The 17,002-nt window shown below is 74.9% G+C and carries 17 protein-coding genes; 5 read left to right on the forward strand and 12 right to left on the reverse strand.

Annotated features, from left to right (window positions below; translation table 11 throughout):
- Window positions 1-97: 97 nt before the first annotated feature.
- Genes kynU through ACFQ11_RS33305 form a run of 7 tightly spaced genes read right to left on the reverse strand, consistent with a single transcriptional unit; the run spans window position 98 to window position 6,462 of the window.
- Complete coding sequence (gene kynU / locus ACFQ11_RS33275; protein WP_378306051.1) at window positions 98-1,354, reverse strand: kynureninase; 1,257 nt, start codon at window positions 1,352-1,354, stop codon at window positions 98-100.
- Window positions 1,351-2,400 (reverse strand): amidohydrolase family protein, encoded by a 1,050-nt coding sequence (locus ACFQ11_RS33280; RefSeq protein ID WP_378306053.1) that lies wholly within the window; start codon window positions 2,398-2,400, stop codon window positions 1,351-1,353. Before ACFQ11_RS33280 ends, kynU begins: the two co-directional genes overlap by 4 nt.
- 43 nt (window positions 2,401-2,443) lie before the next feature.
- Window positions 2,444-3,016, reverse strand: a complete 573-nt coding sequence (locus tag ACFQ11_RS33285) for a 3-hydroxyanthranilate 3,4-dioxygenase (protein WP_378306055.1) — start codon at window positions 3,014-3,016, stop codon at window positions 2,444-2,446.
- The gene (locus tag ACFQ11_RS33290) at window positions 3,013-3,459 is read right to left on the reverse strand and encodes a RidA family protein (RefSeq protein ID WP_378306057.1); all 447 of its coding nucleotides are present in this window, start codon (window positions 3,457-3,459) and stop codon (window positions 3,013-3,015) included. Before ACFQ11_RS33290 ends, ACFQ11_RS33285 begins: the two co-directional genes overlap by 4 nt.
- Window positions 3,459-4,205: a 2-keto-4-pentenoate hydratase gene (locus ACFQ11_RS33295; protein ID WP_378306059.1), complete on the reverse strand. Its 747-nt coding sequence runs from the start codon at window positions 4,203-4,205 to the stop codon at window positions 3,459-3,461. Before ACFQ11_RS33295 ends, ACFQ11_RS33290 begins: the two co-directional genes overlap by 1 nt.
- Window positions 4,202-5,014, reverse strand: coding sequence for a 2-keto-4-pentenoate hydratase (locus ACFQ11_RS33300; protein ID WP_378306061.1), 813 nt, complete (start codon window positions 5,012-5,014; stop codon window positions 4,202-4,204). Before ACFQ11_RS33300 ends, ACFQ11_RS33295 begins: the two co-directional genes overlap by 4 nt.
- Before the next feature lie 11 nt (window positions 5,015-5,025).
- Window positions 5,026-6,462 carry a 2-hydroxymuconic semialdehyde dehydrogenase gene (locus ACFQ11_RS33305; RefSeq protein ID WP_378306063.1) on the reverse strand — a complete coding sequence of 479 codons (1,437 nt, stop codon included), beginning with the start codon at window positions 6,460-6,462 and terminating at the stop codon, window positions 5,026-5,028.
- 112 nt (window positions 6,463-6,574) lie between these two features.
- Here ACFQ11_RS33305 and ACFQ11_RS33310 point away from each other — a divergent pair, with 112 nt between their 5' ends.
- Window positions 6,575-7,501 (forward strand): LysR family transcriptional regulator, encoded by a 927-nt coding sequence (locus tag ACFQ11_RS33310; RefSeq protein ID WP_378306065.1) that lies wholly within the window; start codon window positions 6,575-6,577, stop codon window positions 7,499-7,501.
- Here the strand turns inward: ACFQ11_RS33310 and ACFQ11_RS33315 are convergent.
- Complete coding sequence (locus tag ACFQ11_RS33315; protein ID WP_378306067.1) at window positions 7,491-8,363, reverse strand: alpha/beta hydrolase; 873 nt, start codon at window positions 8,361-8,363, stop codon at window positions 7,491-7,493. The two genes, ACFQ11_RS33310 and ACFQ11_RS33315, sit on opposite strands and share 11 nt — an antisense overlap.
- Before the next feature lie 159 nt (window positions 8,364-8,522).
- On the opposite strand from ACFQ11_RS33315, the gene ACFQ11_RS33320 reads away from it, so the two are divergent.
- Window positions 8,523-8,822: a DUF6506 family protein gene (locus ACFQ11_RS33320; protein ID WP_378306069.1), complete on the forward strand. Its 300-nt coding sequence runs from the start codon at window positions 8,523-8,525 to the stop codon at window positions 8,820-8,822.
- Window positions 8,823-8,985: 163 nt separating this feature from the next.
- The gene (locus ACFQ11_RS33325) at window positions 8,986-9,822 is read left to right on the forward strand and encodes an MBL fold metallo-hydrolase (protein ID WP_378306071.1); all 837 of its coding nucleotides are present in this window, start codon (window positions 8,986-8,988) and stop codon (window positions 9,820-9,822) included.
- A gap of 84 nt (window positions 9,823-9,906) precedes the next feature.
- Here the strand turns inward: ACFQ11_RS33325 and ACFQ11_RS33330 are convergent, their stop codons facing one another.
- The 4 genes from ACFQ11_RS33330 to ACFQ11_RS33345 form a co-directional block, all read right to left on the reverse strand.
- A complete protein-coding gene (locus ACFQ11_RS33330) occupies window positions 9,907-12,282 on the reverse strand; it encodes a penicillin acylase family protein (protein WP_378306073.1) in 2,376 nt (791 codons plus the stop codon).
- 74 nt (window positions 12,283-12,356) lie between these two features.
- On the reverse strand, window positions 12,357-12,812 hold the full coding sequence (locus tag ACFQ11_RS33335) for an NUDIX domain-containing protein (protein ID WP_378306075.1): 456 nt from the start codon (window positions 12,810-12,812) through the stop codon (window positions 12,357-12,359).
- Complete coding sequence (locus ACFQ11_RS33340; RefSeq protein WP_378306077.1) at window positions 12,809-13,447, reverse strand: LuxR C-terminal-related transcriptional regulator; 639 nt, start codon at window positions 13,445-13,447, stop codon at window positions 12,809-12,811. The genes ACFQ11_RS33335 and ACFQ11_RS33340 overlap by 4 nt, the downstream gene beginning before the upstream one ends.
- Window positions 13,435-14,661, reverse strand: coding sequence for a sensor histidine kinase (locus ACFQ11_RS33345; RefSeq protein WP_378306079.1), 1,227 nt, complete (start codon window positions 14,659-14,661; stop codon window positions 13,435-13,437). The genes ACFQ11_RS33340 and ACFQ11_RS33345 overlap by 13 nt, the downstream gene beginning before the upstream one ends.
- Window positions 14,662-14,833: 172 nt before the next feature.
- Between ACFQ11_RS33345 and ACFQ11_RS33350 the strand changes: the two genes are divergently transcribed.
- Entirely contained in the window at window positions 14,834-15,589 is a 756-nt protein-coding gene (locus ACFQ11_RS33350; RefSeq protein ID WP_378306081.1) for an ABC transporter ATP-binding protein, read from the forward strand.
- Window positions 15,586-17,002: ABC transporter permease (locus ACFQ11_RS33355; protein WP_378306082.1), on the forward strand; the 1,417-nt coding region annotated here is incomplete at its 3' end. The genes ACFQ11_RS33350 and ACFQ11_RS33355, both read left to right, overlap by 4 nt.

Below are 17,002 nucleotides of genomic sequence, written 5' to 3' on the forward strand. Positions count from 1 at the left end.
CCGCCGGGCGCCTGGCGACCGCCGGCCGGGACGGTCGCGGCGGGCCCGCGGCGGCGGCCGCGCCCGAACCCGCCGCGACCGGCGGGCCCGCGCCCCGCTAGGCGAGGTCGGCGAAGGCCTCGGCCGCGCGGTGGCAGTCGTGGAAGGTGCAGTACAGCGGGACGGGCGCGAGCCGGACGACGTCCGGTTCGCGCGCGTCCGCGACGACGCCGTGGGACTCGGCGAGCCGCCGCACGAGCCCGCCCGCGTCCGCGACCCGCAGCGACAGCTGGCACCCGCGCGCCGCCGGATCGGCCGGCGTGATCACCCGCACCCCGCCGACGGACGCCAGGCGCGCCGCGAGGTAGCCGGTGAGCCGTTCGCTCCTGGCGCGCAGCGCGTCCATCCCGACCCGGTCGAAGATCTCCAGGGACGCCAGGACGGGCGCGAGCGCGAGGATCGGCGGGTTCGACAGCTGCCACGCGTCGGCGGACGCGGGCGGGGCGATGTCGGGGTCCATCCGGAACCGGACGGACGGTTCGGTGCCCCACCATCCCGACAGCTTCGGCACCGACGCGTCCCGCACGTGCCGTTCGTGGACGAAGCAGCCCGCGACCGCCCCCGGGCCGGCGTTCAGGTACTTGTAGGTGCACCAGGCGGCGAAGTCGACGTCCCAGTCGTGCAGCCGCAGCGGGACGTTCCCGGCGGCGTGCGCGAGGTCCCAGCCGACGACCGCGCCCGCCGCCCGGCCCGCCTTGGTGATCGCGGGCATGTCCATGAGCTGCCCGGTGAGGTAGTTGACGCCGCCGAGCAGGACGAGCGCGACCGTGTCCCCCTCGCGTTCGAGGAACGCGAGGACGTCCTCGGTGCGCAGGTGCTCCTCGCCGTCGCGGGGCTTCAGCCGGACGACCGTCCCCGCCGGGTCGAGCCCGTGGTGGACGGCCTGGCTCGCGACGGCGTAGGAGTCGGACGGGAACGCGGTGTCCTCGATGACGATGCGGGTGCGGCGCCCGGACGGCCGGTAGAAGCTCGCCATCATCAGGTGCAGGTTCACCGTCAGCGAGTTCATCGCGACGACCTCGTGCGGGCGGGCGCCGACGAGCCGGGCCGCGGGCTCGCGCAGCAGCTCGTGGTAGTCGACCCAGGGCCGGCGCGCCCGGGTGTGCCCCTCGACGGCGAGCCGCGCCCAGTCGTCCAGTTCCTCGCGGAGCCGTCCCGCGACGGCCTTCGGCTGGAGGCCGAGGGAGTTGCCCGCGAAGTACGCCGCCTCCGCGTACCGGCCGCCGGGGGCGGGCGGCACGAGGAACTCGCCGCGGAGCGCGGGCAGCGGGTCGGTGTCGTCCAGGCGCCGGGCCTCGGTCTCGGCGGTGCTCACGCGGCGCCCTCCTCGGCGAGGGCGGGCGCGGCGGCGGGCGCCGCGGCGGCGGGCGCGGGGGCGAAGAAGTCCGCCGCGTTGCCGCCGAGGAGCCGGGCGCGGTCGGCGTCGTCGAGGCCGGGGCAGGCCCTGATCGTCGCGCCGGGGTCCTGCTCGCCGAGCGGGAAGGGGTAGTCGGTGCCGAGCATGACCCGGTCGACGCCCATGACGTCCACGAGGAGCCGGAGCGCGCGGGGGTCGAACACGGCGGAGTCGACGTGGAACCGGTCGGTGTACTCCGACGGGGGGCGCGGCGAGTCGGCGCGGACGATGTCGCGGCGCCGCCACGCGTTGTCGGCGCGGCCCAGCAGGAACGCGAAGCTGCCGCCGCCGTGGCAGAAGCACAGCCGCAGCGACTCGGGGATCCGCTCGAACGCGCCGGACAGCATCAGCCCGAGGATGCTGAGCTGCGTCTCGGCGGGCATGCCCGACAGCCACGGCAGCATGTGGCCGCGCATCCGGTCGGCGCCCAGCATGTCCCACGGGTGGGCGAGGACCGGCAGGCCGAGGTCCGCGCAGTGCGCGAGGAACTCCACGATGCCGGGGTCGTCCATGTTGCGGTCGCCGACGTGGTTGCCGATGTGGACGCCGCGGTGCCCCGCGGCGGCCGCGCGCGTCGCGACCTCGCACGCCAGCCCCGCGTGCTGCAGCGGGACCTGGCACAGCGGCAGCAGCCGCCCCGGGTCGGCGGCGCAGTACTCCAGGATGCGCTCGTTGACGAGGTCGCACCAGTCGGCGGCGCGGGCCGGGTCGGCCCCGTACCCGAACATCAGCGGGGTGGACGACACGGCCTGCACGTCGACGCCGGCGGCGTCCATGTCGGCGAGCCGGCGCGCCGGGTCCCACAGGCCCTCCTCGACGGGCCGGTACTCGGCGGGGCCGCTCATCATCATGCCGGTGCCGTCGCCGTGGACGCGCAGCCACGGCTCGCCCTCGTCGGTGAGGACGCGGCCGTCCGCGCGGCCGAGGCGGGGGAAGACGTGCGCGTGGACGTCGATGACTGTCACGGAGCCTCCGGGAGCTGTCGGGTGGGCGCTGCGGTGAGCGCCGTCAGGCGCGGGGCGCCGTGGTCGGGATCATGGACGCGGGCCACACCTTGCCCGGGTGGACGGCGCCGCAGTGCGGGCACGTCCGGTCGCCGCCGAGGAAACGGTCGAACGCGGGCGGCAGGTCGTCGACGATCGAGCGGACCTGCAGCTCGACGCGGTGCACGAGGCGGTGGCACTCGGTGCAGTACCACTCGAACGCCTCCCGCCGCCCCTCCGGGCGGGGGATCTCCACGACGAGGCCGATCGAGCCGGGCTCGGGGCGCTGCGGGGAGTGCCGGACGTGCGGCGGCAGCAGGAACACGTCGCCCTCGTTGATCTGCACGTCGACGGGCGGGCGTCCCTCCTCCTCCATCACGCGCAGGACCATGTTGCCCTTGAGCTGGTAGAAGAACTCCTCGGTGGGGTCGTCGTGGAAGTCGGTCCGCTGGTTGGGGCCGCCGACGACCATGACGATCAGGCCCGCGTCGTCGAACACCTGCACGTTGCCGACCGGCGGCTTGAGCAGGTCGCGGTGCTCGTCGATCCACCGCTCGAAGTTGAACGGGTGCCCGAAGGTCAGCTGCGGAAGGGTCATGTTCCGGCCTCCTCGCCGGTCGCAGGGATGTGCGCGACGCACGAGATCTCGATGAGCAGGTGCGGGTGCGGGAGCTGGTGGACGGCGACGGTGGTGCGGGCGGGCCCGGTCTCGTCGAAGTACTCGCCGTAGACCTCGTTGTAGCCGCCGAAGTCGTTCATGTTCACCAGGTACGTGGTGACGTTGACGACGTCGGCCAGCCCGCCCCCGGCGGCCTCCAGCAGGTCCCGGACGTTCTCGATGACGGCGCGGGTCTGCGCGCGGATGTCGAGGTCGGTGACGCCCATCGGGTCTGCGGACGCGCCCGCGAACGTCCCGTCGGGTCGCCGCGAGCTCGTCCCGGACACGAACACCAGGTCGCCGGCCCGCTTGACGTGCGGGAACCGGCCGCGCGGCTTCGCCTTGCCCTCGACCATGATCGCGTCGCCGTTCGCCGCGGCCATCAGGTCGTCACCTCCACGCTTCCGAGCCCGGCCCCGGTGATGCGGACGTGCGCGCCCGCGGGCAGCGGGACCGCGGCCGTCGCTGCGCCCGCGAGCACGACCCACCCGGGTTCGAGCCGCATGCCCGCGCTGAGCGCGAGCCGCGCCGCGGCCCGCAGCGACCGGGCGGGGTCGCCGAGGATCGCGGCGGACGAACCGGTCTGCACGGGGCGCCCGTCGATCTCCATGAGCAGCCCGGCGTTCGACAGGTCCCGGGGCGCGTGCCAGCCCCCGAACCCGAACCGGGCCGCGGACGCGTTGTCCGCGATGACGTCCGGAAGCGTGAACTTGAAGTCCTCGTAGCGGGAGTCGAGCACCTCGTATCCGACGGCGACGCCCGCGACGCACGACTCGGCCTCGGCGACCGAGCGCACCTCGCGCCCGATCAGGTACACGATCTCCGGTTCGACGCGCGGGTGGATCAGCTCCGAGACGTCCACGGACGACTCGGCGTGCATCGCGTCGGTCAGCAGCCCCCAGATGACGTCGTCCACGCCCATCTGGACCATCTTCGCGCGGCTGGTGAAGCCCATCTTCACGCCCGCGAGCCGCTCCCCGCGCCGGGTGCGCCGCTCGATCACCTCGCGCTGCACGGCGTACGCGGACGCCACGTCCAGGTCGGCGCCGTCGGTGAGCTTCGGGATCGCCCGGCGGTCCCGGACGGCCCCCTCCAGCGTCGTCGCGAGCCCGTGCACGTCGGCGCTCATCGGCCGTCCTCCTTCGCGGTGTCGTCCCCGGCGGCGGGCCCGAAGGCGACGCGGACGTCGCCGAGCCCGTCCACGCGGGCCTCGAACACGTCGCCGGGCGCGGCGGGGACCACCGGCCCGAGCGCGCCCGTCAGCACGGTGTCGCCCGCCCGCAGCGGGCGGCCGACGCGGACCATCGTGTCGGCGAGCCACAGCGCGGCGTTCAGCGGATGCCCGAGGCAGGCCGCGCCCGTCCCGGTGGAGAGCTGCTCGCCCCGCCGTTCCAGCACCATCCCGCACAGCCGCAGGTCGACGTCGCCGAGCCGCACCGGCCGGTTGCCCAGCACGTACATGCCAGCCGAGGCGTTGTCGGCGATCGTGTCGGGCAGCGTGATGTCCCAGTCGCGGACGCGGCTGCCCACGACCTCGATCGCGGGCAGCGCGAACGCGGTCGCGCGGATCACGTCGGCGACCGTGTGCCGCTCGTGCGTCAGGTCGTCCGCCAGGACGAGCGCGACCTCGGCCTCCGCGCGCGGCTGGAGCACCGCCCCCGCCGGGATCTCCTCGCCGTCCGGGACGGCCATGTCGGCGAACAGCATCCCGAAGTCGGGCGTGCCGACGCCGAACTGCTCCTGCACGGCGCGCGACGTCAGGCCGATCTTGCGGCCGACGAGGCGGTGCCCGCCGGCGAGGCGCCGCTCGGTGAGGCGTTCCTGCACGGCGTAGGCCTCGTCGACCGTCCCGATGAGGTCGCGGACGGGCGCGCACGGCGTCCCTGTCGCGCGGGCCCCCGCGAGCCGCTCGGCGGCGGCGTCGATGTTCTGTGTCACTGGTCTCGCTCTCAGATCTGGATGCACACGTTGACGGGCTCGGAGAAGAAGTCCAGGGAGTACTCTCCCCCCTCGCGCCCGATCCCGGACGCCTTCACGCCGCCGAACGGCGTGCGGAGGTCGCGCAGGTTCCAGCAGTTCACCCAGACGATGCCCGTCTCGATGCGCGGCGCCACCCGGTGCGCCCGCGACAGGTCGCGCGTCCAGACCGTCGAGGCCAGGCCGTACGGGCTGTCGTTGGCGAGCCGCACCGCCTCGTCCTCGGTGTCGAACGGCGCGACGTGGCAGACGGGCCCGAAGATCTCCTCCCGGACGGCCCGGGCGGTCTCGGGCAGGCCGGTGAGCACGGTCGGCTCGACGTAGAAGCCGCCGTCGCGCGCGTCCCCGAACGTCGACGCCCCTCCCCCGGCGACCACCGTCGCGCCCTCGTCGCGCGCCAGCCGGTAGTGGCCCAGCACCTTGTCGCGGTGCTCGGCGGAGATCATCGGCCCGTACCCGTCGAGGGCCCGCGCCCGTTCCCCGAGCCGCTCCACGAACTCGTCGAAGATCGGCCGCTCCACGTAGACCCGCTCGGTGCACAGGCAGATCTGCCCGGAGTGCGTGAAGGACGAGCGGACGGTGCCGTCCACGGCGGCGTCGAGGTCGGCGTCGGCGAAGACGAGCGCGGGGTTCTTGCCGCCCAGCTCGAACGACACGGGCGTCACGTGGTCGGCCGCGTTGCGCATGATCGCCGAGCCCGTCGCGGACTCGCCGGTGAACGCGATGGCGTCCACGTCCGGATGGCCGGTCAGGAACGCGCCCGCCGCGTCCGTGCCGTGCCCGTGCACCAGGTTGAACGCGCCCGCCGGCAGCCCGGCGTCGTCGATCACCCGGGCGAGCAGCGTCGCGGTGGACGGCGTCTCCTCGGACGGCTTGGCCACGACGGCGTTCCCGGCCGCGAGCGCGGGGGCGACCTTCCACGTCAGCAGGAGGAGCGGCAGGTTCCACGGGGAGATGATCGCCACGACGCCGAGCGGGCGCCGGACCGTGTAGTTGAGCGCCCGGCCCGTCCCGGTGCTCCACCCGGGGATCTGCGTCGTGTACGCCCGCTCTGGGCGCCCGTACAGCAGGTCCGCGTACGCGCGGAAGTTGCCGACCGCCCTCGGGATGTCCACGGTCGCGGCCAGTTCGCGTGGCTTGCCGGTGTCGGCGACCTCCGCGTCGACGAACTCGTCGAACCGCGCCCCGATCCCGTCGGCGATCCGCCGCAGGGCCGCCGCGCGCTCCTCGGCGGAAGCCGTCCCCCAGGCGCCCCGCAGCGCCTCGCGGGCGGCGGCGACGGCGTCGTCCACGACCTCGCGCGGCGCCTCGGGCACCGAGCCCAGCTCGGACCCGTCCGCGGGGGCGATCAGGGGGAAGGCCGGGCCGTCCGAACGGAACACCCCGCCGACATAGTGCTCAGCCTTCATCCGCTTCCTCCCATGCGATCACCCGGACACCCCGATCCTGCGCCCACTCAGCTATGCCGTGCAAATACCAATCGTCCGCGAAGGCATACCGGAGTTGTGATACTAAGTGGGCATGCGCGCCATCGACCTGCTCAACGGACGTCTCAAGCTGCGGCACCTGGTGCTCGTCGTCGCCATCGCCGAGCACGGCAGCGTCCTGCGCGCCGCCGAGCACCTGCGCCTCGCGCAGCCCGCGGTGACCCGGAGCCTGCGCGAGGTCGAGAACATCCTCGGCGTCGACCTGTTCACCCGCGGCCCGCGCGGCGTCACGCCCACCCTGTTCGGGGACGCGTTCATCGAGCACGCCCGCGCCGTCCTCGCCGAACTGCGCCGCGCCGGGGAGCGGATCAGCGGCCTCGCCGACGGAGAGGTCGGCACCGTCACGATCGGCACGCTCCTGGCGGGCTCGAACGTCCTGCTGCCCCGCGCGATCGCCGCGCTCAAGGCGGCCCGCCCCGGCATCACCGTGATCGTCCAGGAGGCCACGTTCGACGCGCAGGTCCCGCGCCTGCTCGACGGCGAGATCGACCTGATCCTCGGCCGCCTCAACCCCATCGGGGAGCAACCGGCCCTCCGCCAGATCACCCTGTACGGCGAACCCGTCCGGCTCGTCGCACGGCGCGACCACCCGGCCCGCGAGCGTCCCGGCCTGTCCCTCGCGGACCTGCTCGGCTATCCGTGGGTGCTCCCTCTCGAGCAGACCGCCCTCCGCCGCGAGCTCGAGCAGGTCTTCCGCGCCGAGGGGCTCGAACCCCCCGCGAACCTCGTCGAATGCACCTCGGTGCTCACCGTGCGCACGCTCGTCCGCGACACCGACATGATCGCGGCACTGCCCGAGCTCGTGGCCCGCACCGACGCCGATCTCGCACCGCTGCCCGTCCCGCTGGAGACCGTGCGCCGCCAGGTCGGCGTGACCCTCCCCGCGCACCGCGCCCCGACCCCGTCGGCCCGGCTGATGCTCGACCACCTGCGCCGCGAGGCCGCCGCGATCACCCGCTGACGGCCGCGAACAGGCCCAGCAGCCGGCGGCTCGCCTCGGTGCCCGCGTCGCCCAGATCGAGCACGACGTCGAAGTGGTCGCGGCCCGGGACGATCAGCGGCTCGACGCCCCAGTGCCGCGCGAACCGGCGCGTCTGCCGCAGGAACCCGTCGCCGTCGTGCTCGGCCGCCGCGACCACCGCGGGGCACCCGCCCCGCGGCAGCAGCCCGGGGCTGAGCGCCGCCGCCCGCGGCACGTCCAGTTTCACGAACTCGTTCACGTAGACGCGGGTGATCGGGCGGATGTCGAACAGCCCGCTGAACGGCATCGCCGCCTTCACGACGTTCCCCGGCAGGCCGAACTCCCCCTGCCACCCGTCCACCATCGTCATCCCCGTCAGGTGGCCGCCGGCCGAACTGCCGCCGACCACGATCCGCCCGGGGTCGAGCCCGTGCTCGCGCCCGTGCCGGTACACCCACGCGACGGACTCCCGCACCTGCCGGACGATCTCCTCGAGGGTGGCCGCGGGCGCCAGCGTGTAGTCGGGCACCACCGTCGCGACGCCGTTCTCGTGCAGCATCCGCGCCATGAACGACGACTCGCGCCGCGACAGCGCCATCCAGTAGCCGCCGTGCAGGAACACGAACACCGGACGCGGCGTCCCGTTCTCGACGCCCCACACGTCCAGCCGCTCGCCGCTCGCCTCGTCGTAGACGATCCCCCGGCGCCCCGGCAGCCCCGCCACCGCGTCGTCCGACATCGCGAGGTAACGGGCCATGTGCCGCTCGAACAGCTCCGGCCCCGCCTTCCGCCGCACGTTGTAGGCGACGTCGAGCGCCTCGTCGTCCAGTTCCCGGTCCGGCCAGTCGTTGAGATCGTCCACGCCCCCACCCTGCCGCGCGCCGGGGACGCCGATCAAATACCGTTCGTCTCCCCCGCTATCACCGCCCGGCTATGTGACCGATGTCCCCGTCCCGGGGCCGGACGGCCCGCCGCGCTTCATGATCGAATGGAGGCCGGCACCGATCACGGGGAGGATCACATGGCCCTCACGCACTGGGGCTTCGTCTACACGGCGACCGGCAGCGCCCCGGGCGGCGACTTCACCGTCGTGGACACCGGCGCGTGCCGGACGATCCTCGTCGGGATCGACGGACCGGACGAGGTCGTCGGCGTCGCCGAGCGGCTGGTCGACGAGGGCGTCCAGCTTATCGAGCTGTGCGGCGGATTCGGCCCCGTCTGGGCGGGCCGGGTGATCGAGGCGATCGACGGCGCCGTTCCCGTGGGCACCGTCGGCTACGGCCCGGAGGCCGTCGACCAGGTGCACGCGATCTTCTCCTGACCGCGGGCGCGCGCCGTCTCCGCAGAACGCAGAGAGAGGCCCGCTATATCCGTCCGTGCATAGGTGGCGGGAGAAGCGCTATTAGCGGCGGGCAACCGTTCTGCCTAGGGTTCCGGTGACCCGCGTCCGCGGACGCACGATCGCGAGCGAAGGAGCCGGGCGCATGGAGACGGCCGCGCCGCCGACCCTGGACCTCGGCGGTGTCACGGTGACATGGCTGGAGGACATCGCCAGCATGTCGTTCGCCGCCGCCGACCTGCTGCCCGGCGACCGGGACGGCGCGGGCACCGACCTCGACCTGGCCTTCGGCGGCTACCTGATCGCGGACGGCGTCGAGAACGTGCTCGTCGACGCGGGCGTGGGCGACGGCAAGGCCCGGGCGCGGCCCGGCTGGAACCGGCGGTCCACGGACGCGCTGCCCCGGGCGCTCGCGCGGGCCGGGCTCTCCCCCGCGGACGTCGGCGCCGTGCACCTCACCCACCTGCACGCCGATCACGTCGGCTGGTGCACCCGGTGGGACGGCGAGGCGTGGGCGCCCGTCTTCCCCCGGGCGCGCCACCTGGCGCTCGCCCCCGACCTGCGCTGGGCGGCCGAGGGAACCGCCCGCGATCCCGGGTTCCTGTACGGCTCGTACGCGGACAGTGTCGCGCCCCTGATCCCCCACGGACGGCTGGACGCGGTGGACGACGGGCACCGGCTCGGCGGGCGCGTCGAGGTGCGGGCCGTCCCCGGGCACACCCCCGGGTCGTCGATCGTGGTCGTGCGCGGGACGCGGGACACCGCCGTCCTGTCGGGCGACCTGATCCATCACCCGCGCCAGTTCGCCGGCCCGGCGGTCTGCTCGCGGTTCTGCGTGGACCCCGCGGCGTCGGCCCGGGTGCGGCGCGAAGTCCTCGGCTGGGTCGCCGAGCACGACGCCGTCCTCATGCCGGCGCACTTCGGATGGGGACGTGTCGCGACGGACGGCGACCGGTTCCGTTACCGTCCCATCCCGCGCTGACGGGCCGCCACTCGCGGACGCGGCCGTCCTCCGCCCCCGGACGCGGTGCGGCCCCGCCGGCCGTCGCCGGCGGGGCCGGGGCGGTCAGTCGAGTTCGATCGTCCGCAGGTTCGGGGCGGACTCGATCTCACCGGCGCAGAAGCGTCCGGTCACCCACTTCTTCTCGGAGAACAGCTTCGTCTGGTCGGCGTAGTGGGGGGACGTGGGGTCGGCCGACTGCGAGTAGGTGAGGAGCGTGCGGGTGTCGGGGCAGCGGTCGCCGTCGAACGAGACGACCTGCACGTAGCTCGAGCCGTGCCGGACCTCGGTGTAGCCCTCGCCCGGCGTCCAGACCGCCTCGATCTTGTTCAGGAGCCCGAGCGCCTCGGTGCCGCCGCCGATGGGGACGCGTTCGCCGTTGCGGGTGACGTGCTGGTGGTCGCCGAGCGGCGCGTCCAGCGGGATGCCGGACGACCTGAGCTCGCGCACCGCGTCGACCAGCGCCTTGCGGGCCGCCCACGAGCCGGTGTTGAAACCGCGGGGGGTGCGGACCGGGTCGGAGACGTCGAACGGGGTCTTCCACAGGTCCCACGCGGCGGCGGCCTTGCGCCAGTAGCGGTCGAAGAGGAGGGCGCCGCGGCTGTCCACGTCGGCCTTCACGTCCCATTCCGCGAGGACGTCGCAGGGTTCGCCGAGACGCATGTCGCGGCACATCTCCACGGTGCCGCCGACGGCCAGCTCGCCCGCGTGGACACGGTTCGCGAAGACGAGGTCCTGCATGTCGGCGCGCGCGAACCTGCCCTCGTCGAGCCGGTCCCGGACGGCGACGAGGCCGCTGCGGGTGCGGAGGCTGCGTTCGCTCTCCTCGTCGCCGACGATCCGCGGATAGCCGGTGAGGGGCTTCTCCGGGTTCGACAGCCAGTGGCTGTCGTTGGAGTTCGTGACGTAGTCGGAACGGGTGAGGACGGGGTACCGATCGGGGTTCAGGATGCCGGGCTGCAGGGTTCCGGGGGCCGCGCCGGGCGCGCAGCCGGACCGGGTCCCGTCCAGGACCGCGACTCCGCCCATCCGGTACATGAGGCGACCGAGAACGGTGTTGCACCGGTCCGCGAAGTCGTCGGTGACGTTGGGCAGCACCTGGATCTGCGCGTAGAGGGCCTCGCCGCGGGAGTCGGCGGCGATGGTGTTCACCCACGGGAGCCCCTGGGTGCTCTTGAGCGCCGTGACCGCCTCGCCGGTCGTGCGGGCCTTCCCGAGGGCGAGCGAGGTGTTCAGCAGCCGCAGGTTCCGCGCGTTGGGGTCGGTGATCGCGTAGGCGTTCCAGCCGGTCCAGGGCAGGTCGAGGGACAACACGGACGTGACGACCGGGCCGTAGCGGGTGCTCCACTGCGTGCGGGTGACCGGCTTCACCGCACCGTCCGGCTGCTTCACCTGGACGGTCACGCGGCGCTTCGTCATCTTCTCGATCCGGCCGTCGACGAAGTACGAGGTGGGGTCGCCGGGGACGAGCCGGAGTTCGGTGAGCGTGAACGGGACGCCGGTCGCGACGGTGTGGCTCCATGCGAAGGCGGCGTTGTGCCCGATGTTCACCGTGGTGGAGCCGAGGAGGCCGGCGCCGCTGACGTTCAGCTCGCCGGGGATGGTCTGCTGCACCTGCCAGAAGCGGCGCCCGCCCTGCCACGGGTAGTGGGGGTTGCCGAGCAGCAGGCCGCGCCCGGTGGCGGTGGCGCCGGAGCCCGCGGCGACGGCGTTGCTGCCCATCCCGGTTCCGGCCATGAGGTTCCGGACGGCCGCCTCGACCTCCGGGCGGGCCGGCGTCGCCGCCTTCGGGGCGTCGCGGCCGGGCGGCGCGGCGTTCACGATCCCGTCGGTGACCATGCCGGAGCCGCCGAGCATCGCGAGGGCGTAGGCGCGCCGGTAGACGTCCTTCTCCGTGATCGGCCGCAGCCAGGCGGCGCCCTTGCAGGCCGGATCGGTGATCTTTCCTTCGCGCAGGCGGCGGTTGTACCCGGCGGCCCAGCCCCGGCTGAGGGCGCGGATCTCCTCGGACGGCCCGTGCGGTGCGGGCCGCGCGGCGAGCCTCTCGACGACGCCGCTGCGGTTGACGCCGGTGAAGAAGACGTCGCTGGCGAGGTTCGTGGACGCCGACGACAGTGAGCCGTCGGGCGCCGCGCCGGGGCCGAAGTACTTGGAACGCTCGCCGCTCAGGGTGACGACGCCCTGGGCGAGCAGGCAGAGGTTGTCCTTCGCAGCGGCGTAGCCGGTCCCGTAGCCGAGGCCCGCGTAGTCGTCGGCGACGACGTGCGGGATGCCGTACTCGGTGTAGCGGATGGTGGCCGACATCCCGTCGCGGGCGCCGGCGGACGCGGGGAGGGGCGCGAGCAGGGTGGCCGCGAGCAGGGTGGCCGCGAGCAGGGCGGCGGCGGGCAGGGCGGCGGCGGGCAGGGCGGCGGCCGCGGCGCGGGGACCTGTACGTGACATCGGGGGCTCCTTGATCACTTAGGCCAGGCAAACGTGACATATGCCGGTGCCTGTGACAAGGCCCGAGATGGCGGTCAGGGAGCGAGCGCCGGGAGGTCCTCCGCGTGCTCGGCGAGGTAGGCGGCCAGGGGCTCGGGGATGAGCGCGATGGACGCGAGCGCGGCGGCCGTGCACGGGACTCGGTCGACGTCGTAGCGCCCGTTCGACGGGTCGTCGAACTCGGGGCCGTGACGGCGCGACAGGTCCATCGTGCGCAGGCGGCACACGTAGAAGGTCTGCACGCGGCGCAGCCCGGGTTCCGATTCGGTGCAGCCGAACACCTCGCGGAGCGGCCCGGCGACCGCGCCGAGCTCCTCGTCGAGTTCGCGGCGGAGCGCGGCCTCGCGGCCGGCGTCGCCCGGCTCGATCTTCCCGCCGGGGGTCGTCCAGTAGACGGGACGGTCCGGGCGGGTGCGGCGCAGCAGCACGAGCGCGTCGCCGTCCAGCAGCAGCGCCCGGACGGCGCGGCGCACGCGGATCCCGCCGCTCACGCGTTCAGGTAGGCGAGGACGGCGAGGACGCGGCGGTGCCCGCTGTCGGTGGGCGGCAGGCCGAGCTTGGCGAACACGGAGCCGATGTGCTTGCTGACCGACCGCTCGGTGATCACCAGGCTCGCCGCGATGGTCGCGTTGTCGAGGCCCTGCGCCATCAGCCCCAGGACCTCGCGCTCGCGGGGGGTGAGCGCCGACAGCGGGTCCTGCCGGGCGGTCATGAGCTGGGAGACGACCTCGGGGTCGAGGGCCGTGCCGCCCGCGGCGACGCGCGACAGCGCGTCCAGGAACTCGTCGACGCGGCTCACCCGGTCCTTGAGCAGGTAGCCGACGCCCTCGGCGCCCCCGGCGAGCAGCTCGGCCGCGTAGGTCTCCTCGACGTACTGCGACAGGACGAGCAGCGGCAGGCCGGGCAGCTTCCGGCGGGCCTCGACGGCCGCCCGCAGCCCCTCGTCCTTGAAGCCCGGCGGCAGCCGGACGTCCAGGACGGCCGCGTCGGGCCGGTGCTCGAGCAGGGCGGGCAGCACGTCGGGGCCGTTGTCGGCGACGGCGACGACCTCGTGGCCGTCGGAGGTCAGCAGCAGGACCAGGCCCTCCCGCAGCAGGACGTTGTCCTCCGCGATCACGATCCGCACGGCAGGTCCACGTCGAGGGTCGTCCCTTCTCCGTCGGGGCTGTGCACGCGGACGGCGCCGTCGAGCGCGGCGACCCGGCGCCGGATGCCCGCCAGGCCGGTGCCGCGCGAGGGGTCGGCGCCGCCCTTCCCATCATCCCGCACGACGATCGAGAGCCGGTCACCGTCCCGGCGGACGGTGACGGCGGCGCGCCGCGCGCCGCTGTGCTTGGCGACGTTGGTGAGGGCCTCGGCGACGACGAAGTAGGCGGCGGCCTCGACGGCCGCGGGGGCGCGGACGTCCGCGTCCGAGACGTCCAGCTCGATCGGGATCGGATGCCCGCCGGCGAGCGCCCGCAGCGCCCCGCCGAGGCCCCGGTCCGACAGGATGGGCGGGTAGATGCCGCGGACCACCGAGCGGAGCTGGGTGAGGGCGTCCTCGACGCCCTCCCGGGCCTCCAGGAACAGGGCGCGGGCGGCGTCCGGATCGGCCTCGAAGCGGCGGTCGGCGAGGCCGAGGCGCAGCGCGGCGGCGACGAGCTGCGCCTGCGTCCCGTCGTGCAGGTCCCGCTCGATCCGGCGCAGCTCGGCGCCGTGGGCCTCCAGCGCGCCGGCCCGCGTCTCGGTCAGCTCCTCGACCCGCTCGCTGAGGGACGTGCGGCGGGTGGGCCGCAGCAGCGTCTCGGCGAGCCGCGCCTGCCAGACCGCCGCCCGGGGGACGAGCCACAGCAGCAGGAACACGTAGACGGCGGCCTGCACGAACGGCAGCGTGAGCGCCTTCGGCCACGAGTCGAGCGTGACGAACGCCGACTGGGAGCCCTCCGGCGCGGCCCACCACCACAGCGGCAGCGAGAGCGAGAACGGGATCGCGGGCCACAGCCCGATCGCGGCGACGCCCGCGACCAGGCCGGTGAACCCGTGCGCCGCCGTCCAGGCGACGTCCCGCCAGGTGTCCGGGGAGCGCAGCAGGGCGAGCCCCCGTTCGGCGGACGTGCCCCGCAGCGGCCGGTACGGCTCGGGGATCTCGATCCCCAGCAGCGCCCCGGCCCGGCGCCGCTCGGCGTTGGCGAGCGCGCGCAGCGGCCGGACGGCGTCCGGCAGCCACGGCAGCAGGACCGGCAGCAGCACCAGGACGAACACCGCCGGCGGCAGCGCGCACAGCGCCGGCACCGCCGTCCGCATGCCGGCGACGAGCCGCGCGGTACCGTCGGCGCCGCTTCTCAGTAGCCTGTTCATGTCACCTCGGACCACACGGTAAGCGACCGCGCGGCGCGCCGCACCGGGGCACGCCCCCGTCCCATGGTGTAGCGGGCTACACCGTCGAATGTGTAGCGCGCGCCGATGTGGCGGGCCTCCGCCGGAACCTAGCTTCGACCAGGTGAGACAGAGCTTTCCGCGGAGGGGGACCATGACGGCGATGACGGCCGGGACGGCGGCAGGGTCCGCCACCGGGTCCACGGCTGTGGCGGTGAGCCTGGAGTCGGTCCGCAAGACCTATGGCGACGTCCGGGCACTGGACGACGTGACCTGGACGTTCGCGCGCGGCGGCTTCACGGCGGTGATGGGGCCGTCCGGGTCGGGCAAGAGCACGTTCCTGCACTGCGCGTCCGGCCTCGACCGCCCCACCTCCGGAACCGTCCGGGTCGGCGGCGTCGACCTCGGCGGGCTCGGGGAGGCGAAGCGGACGCGGATGCGGCGGGAGCGCATCGGGTTCGTGTTCCAGTCGTTCAACCTGGTCCCGTCGATGGACGTCGAGCAGAACATCGCGCTGCCGCTGCTGCTCGGCGGGACCGAGCCCGACCCGGCGCGGCTGGCGGAGGTCGTCGGGCGGGTGGGCCTCGCGGACCGGCTGCGGCACCGCCCCGCGGAGCTGTCGGGCGGCCAGCAGCAGCGGGCCGCGATCGCCCGCGCGCTGATCACCCGCCCGGAGGTGGTGTTCGCCGACGAGCCGACGGCGGCGCTGGACCCGCGGACGTCCCGCGACGTGCTGCGGCTGCTGCGCGAGGCGGCCGACGCGACCGGCCAGACGATCGTCCTCGTCACGCACGACCCGATGGCGGCCTCGTGGGCCGACTCGGTCGTGTTCCTCAGCCGGGGCCGGATCGTGGACGAGCTGGCGTCGCCGACCGTCGCCGCCGTCATGTCCCGCTGGGAGTCGCTGTGAACGCCACGGGCACGAACAAGGGGGCGTTCGCCGGGGTGTTCGCGGCGCTGCTGTTCGCCGCCGCCCTCGTCGGCGCCTGCGGGGTGCTGGTCGAGTCGGCGCTGCGCGCCCACGCCCCGGTGGAGCGGTACGCGGCCGCGGAGGCCGTCGTGACCGGGCCGGGCGAGGTCGTGACGCGGGTGGACCGGCTCGGTGAGGCGCCCGCCGAGCAGCGCCGGCCGGTGGCCGAGCGGGCCCGCGTCCCGCTGTCGGCCGCCGCGAGGCTGCGGGCGGTCCCGGGTGTCCGGCAGGTGGTCGCCGACGTGTCGTTCCCGGTGGTCCTCGCGGACGGCCGGGCGCTCACCGGGCACGGCTGGGAGTCGGCGGTGCTCGGCGCCGCCGGGCCGCGGACGGGACGGGCGCCGCGCGCGGCGGACGAGGTCGTGCTCGGCCGCGACGCCGGGGCGGAGATCGGCGAGACCGTGCGGCTGCAGATCGACGCGGCGCCCCGCCCGTATCGGGTGGTGGGCCTCGCGCCGCCCGGCACCGGCGCGGCCTACTTCGCGCCCGCGACGGCCACCGCCCTCTACGGGCACCCCGGCAAGGCGGACGCCCTCGCGGTGCTCGCCGGCGGCGGCCTCGACGTGGACGCGCTCCGCGCGGCCGTCCCCGGCCTGGACGTCGCCACGGGGGACGCGCGCGGCGACGCCGAGGACCCGTCGGTGGCGGCCGCCCGGCCCGATCTGCTGGAGCTCGGCCTGTCGGTCGGCGGCGTCGCGGTCATGACGGCGCTGGTGGTCGTCGGCGGGCTGATCGTGCTGTCGGTGCGGGAGCGGACCCGCGAGCTCGCGCTGCTGCGCGCGGTCGGCGCGACGCCCGGGCAGGTCCGCGCGGACCTGCTGCGCGAGACGGCGCGGGCCGGGGTCCCGGCCGCGCTGATCGGCGGGGTGCTGTCGCTCGGGCTCGGCTCCGGGATCCTCGCCGCCATGCGCGCCGAAGGCGTCGTGCCGGAGGGGCTCGGGACGGCGCTGAGCCCGCTGCCGGCGCTGGCGGCGTTCGCGGTGGCGATGCTCGCCGGGACGGTCACCGCGTTCCTGGCGTCCCTGCGGGCGACCCGGATCCACCCGGTGCGGGCGCTGGGCGCCGCCGACGCCGAACCGGCCGGGCTGCCGCGCTGGCGCGTCGTCGCGGGCGCGGTGTTCCTCCTCGTCGGCGTGAACGCCCTCGGGTTCTCGTTCACCGCGACCGGGCCGACGGCGGCCGCGTCCGTCGGCGGGCTGGTCCTCGCGCTGATCGTCGCGACGGCGTTCCTCGGCCCCCTGCTCGCCCGCGCCGGCGCCCGCGTCCTCGGCCCCGCCGCCGCGGCGGGGGCGCTCCGCGCCGGGTCGGTCATGACGCCCGTGGCGCTGGCCGTGGCGTTCTGCGGGACGCAGC

It is taken from the genome of Actinomadura sediminis (genome assembly GCF_042675525.1).
GTDB lineage: Bacteria > Actinomycetota > Actinomycetes > Streptosporangiales > Streptosporangiaceae > Spirillospora > Spirillospora sediminis.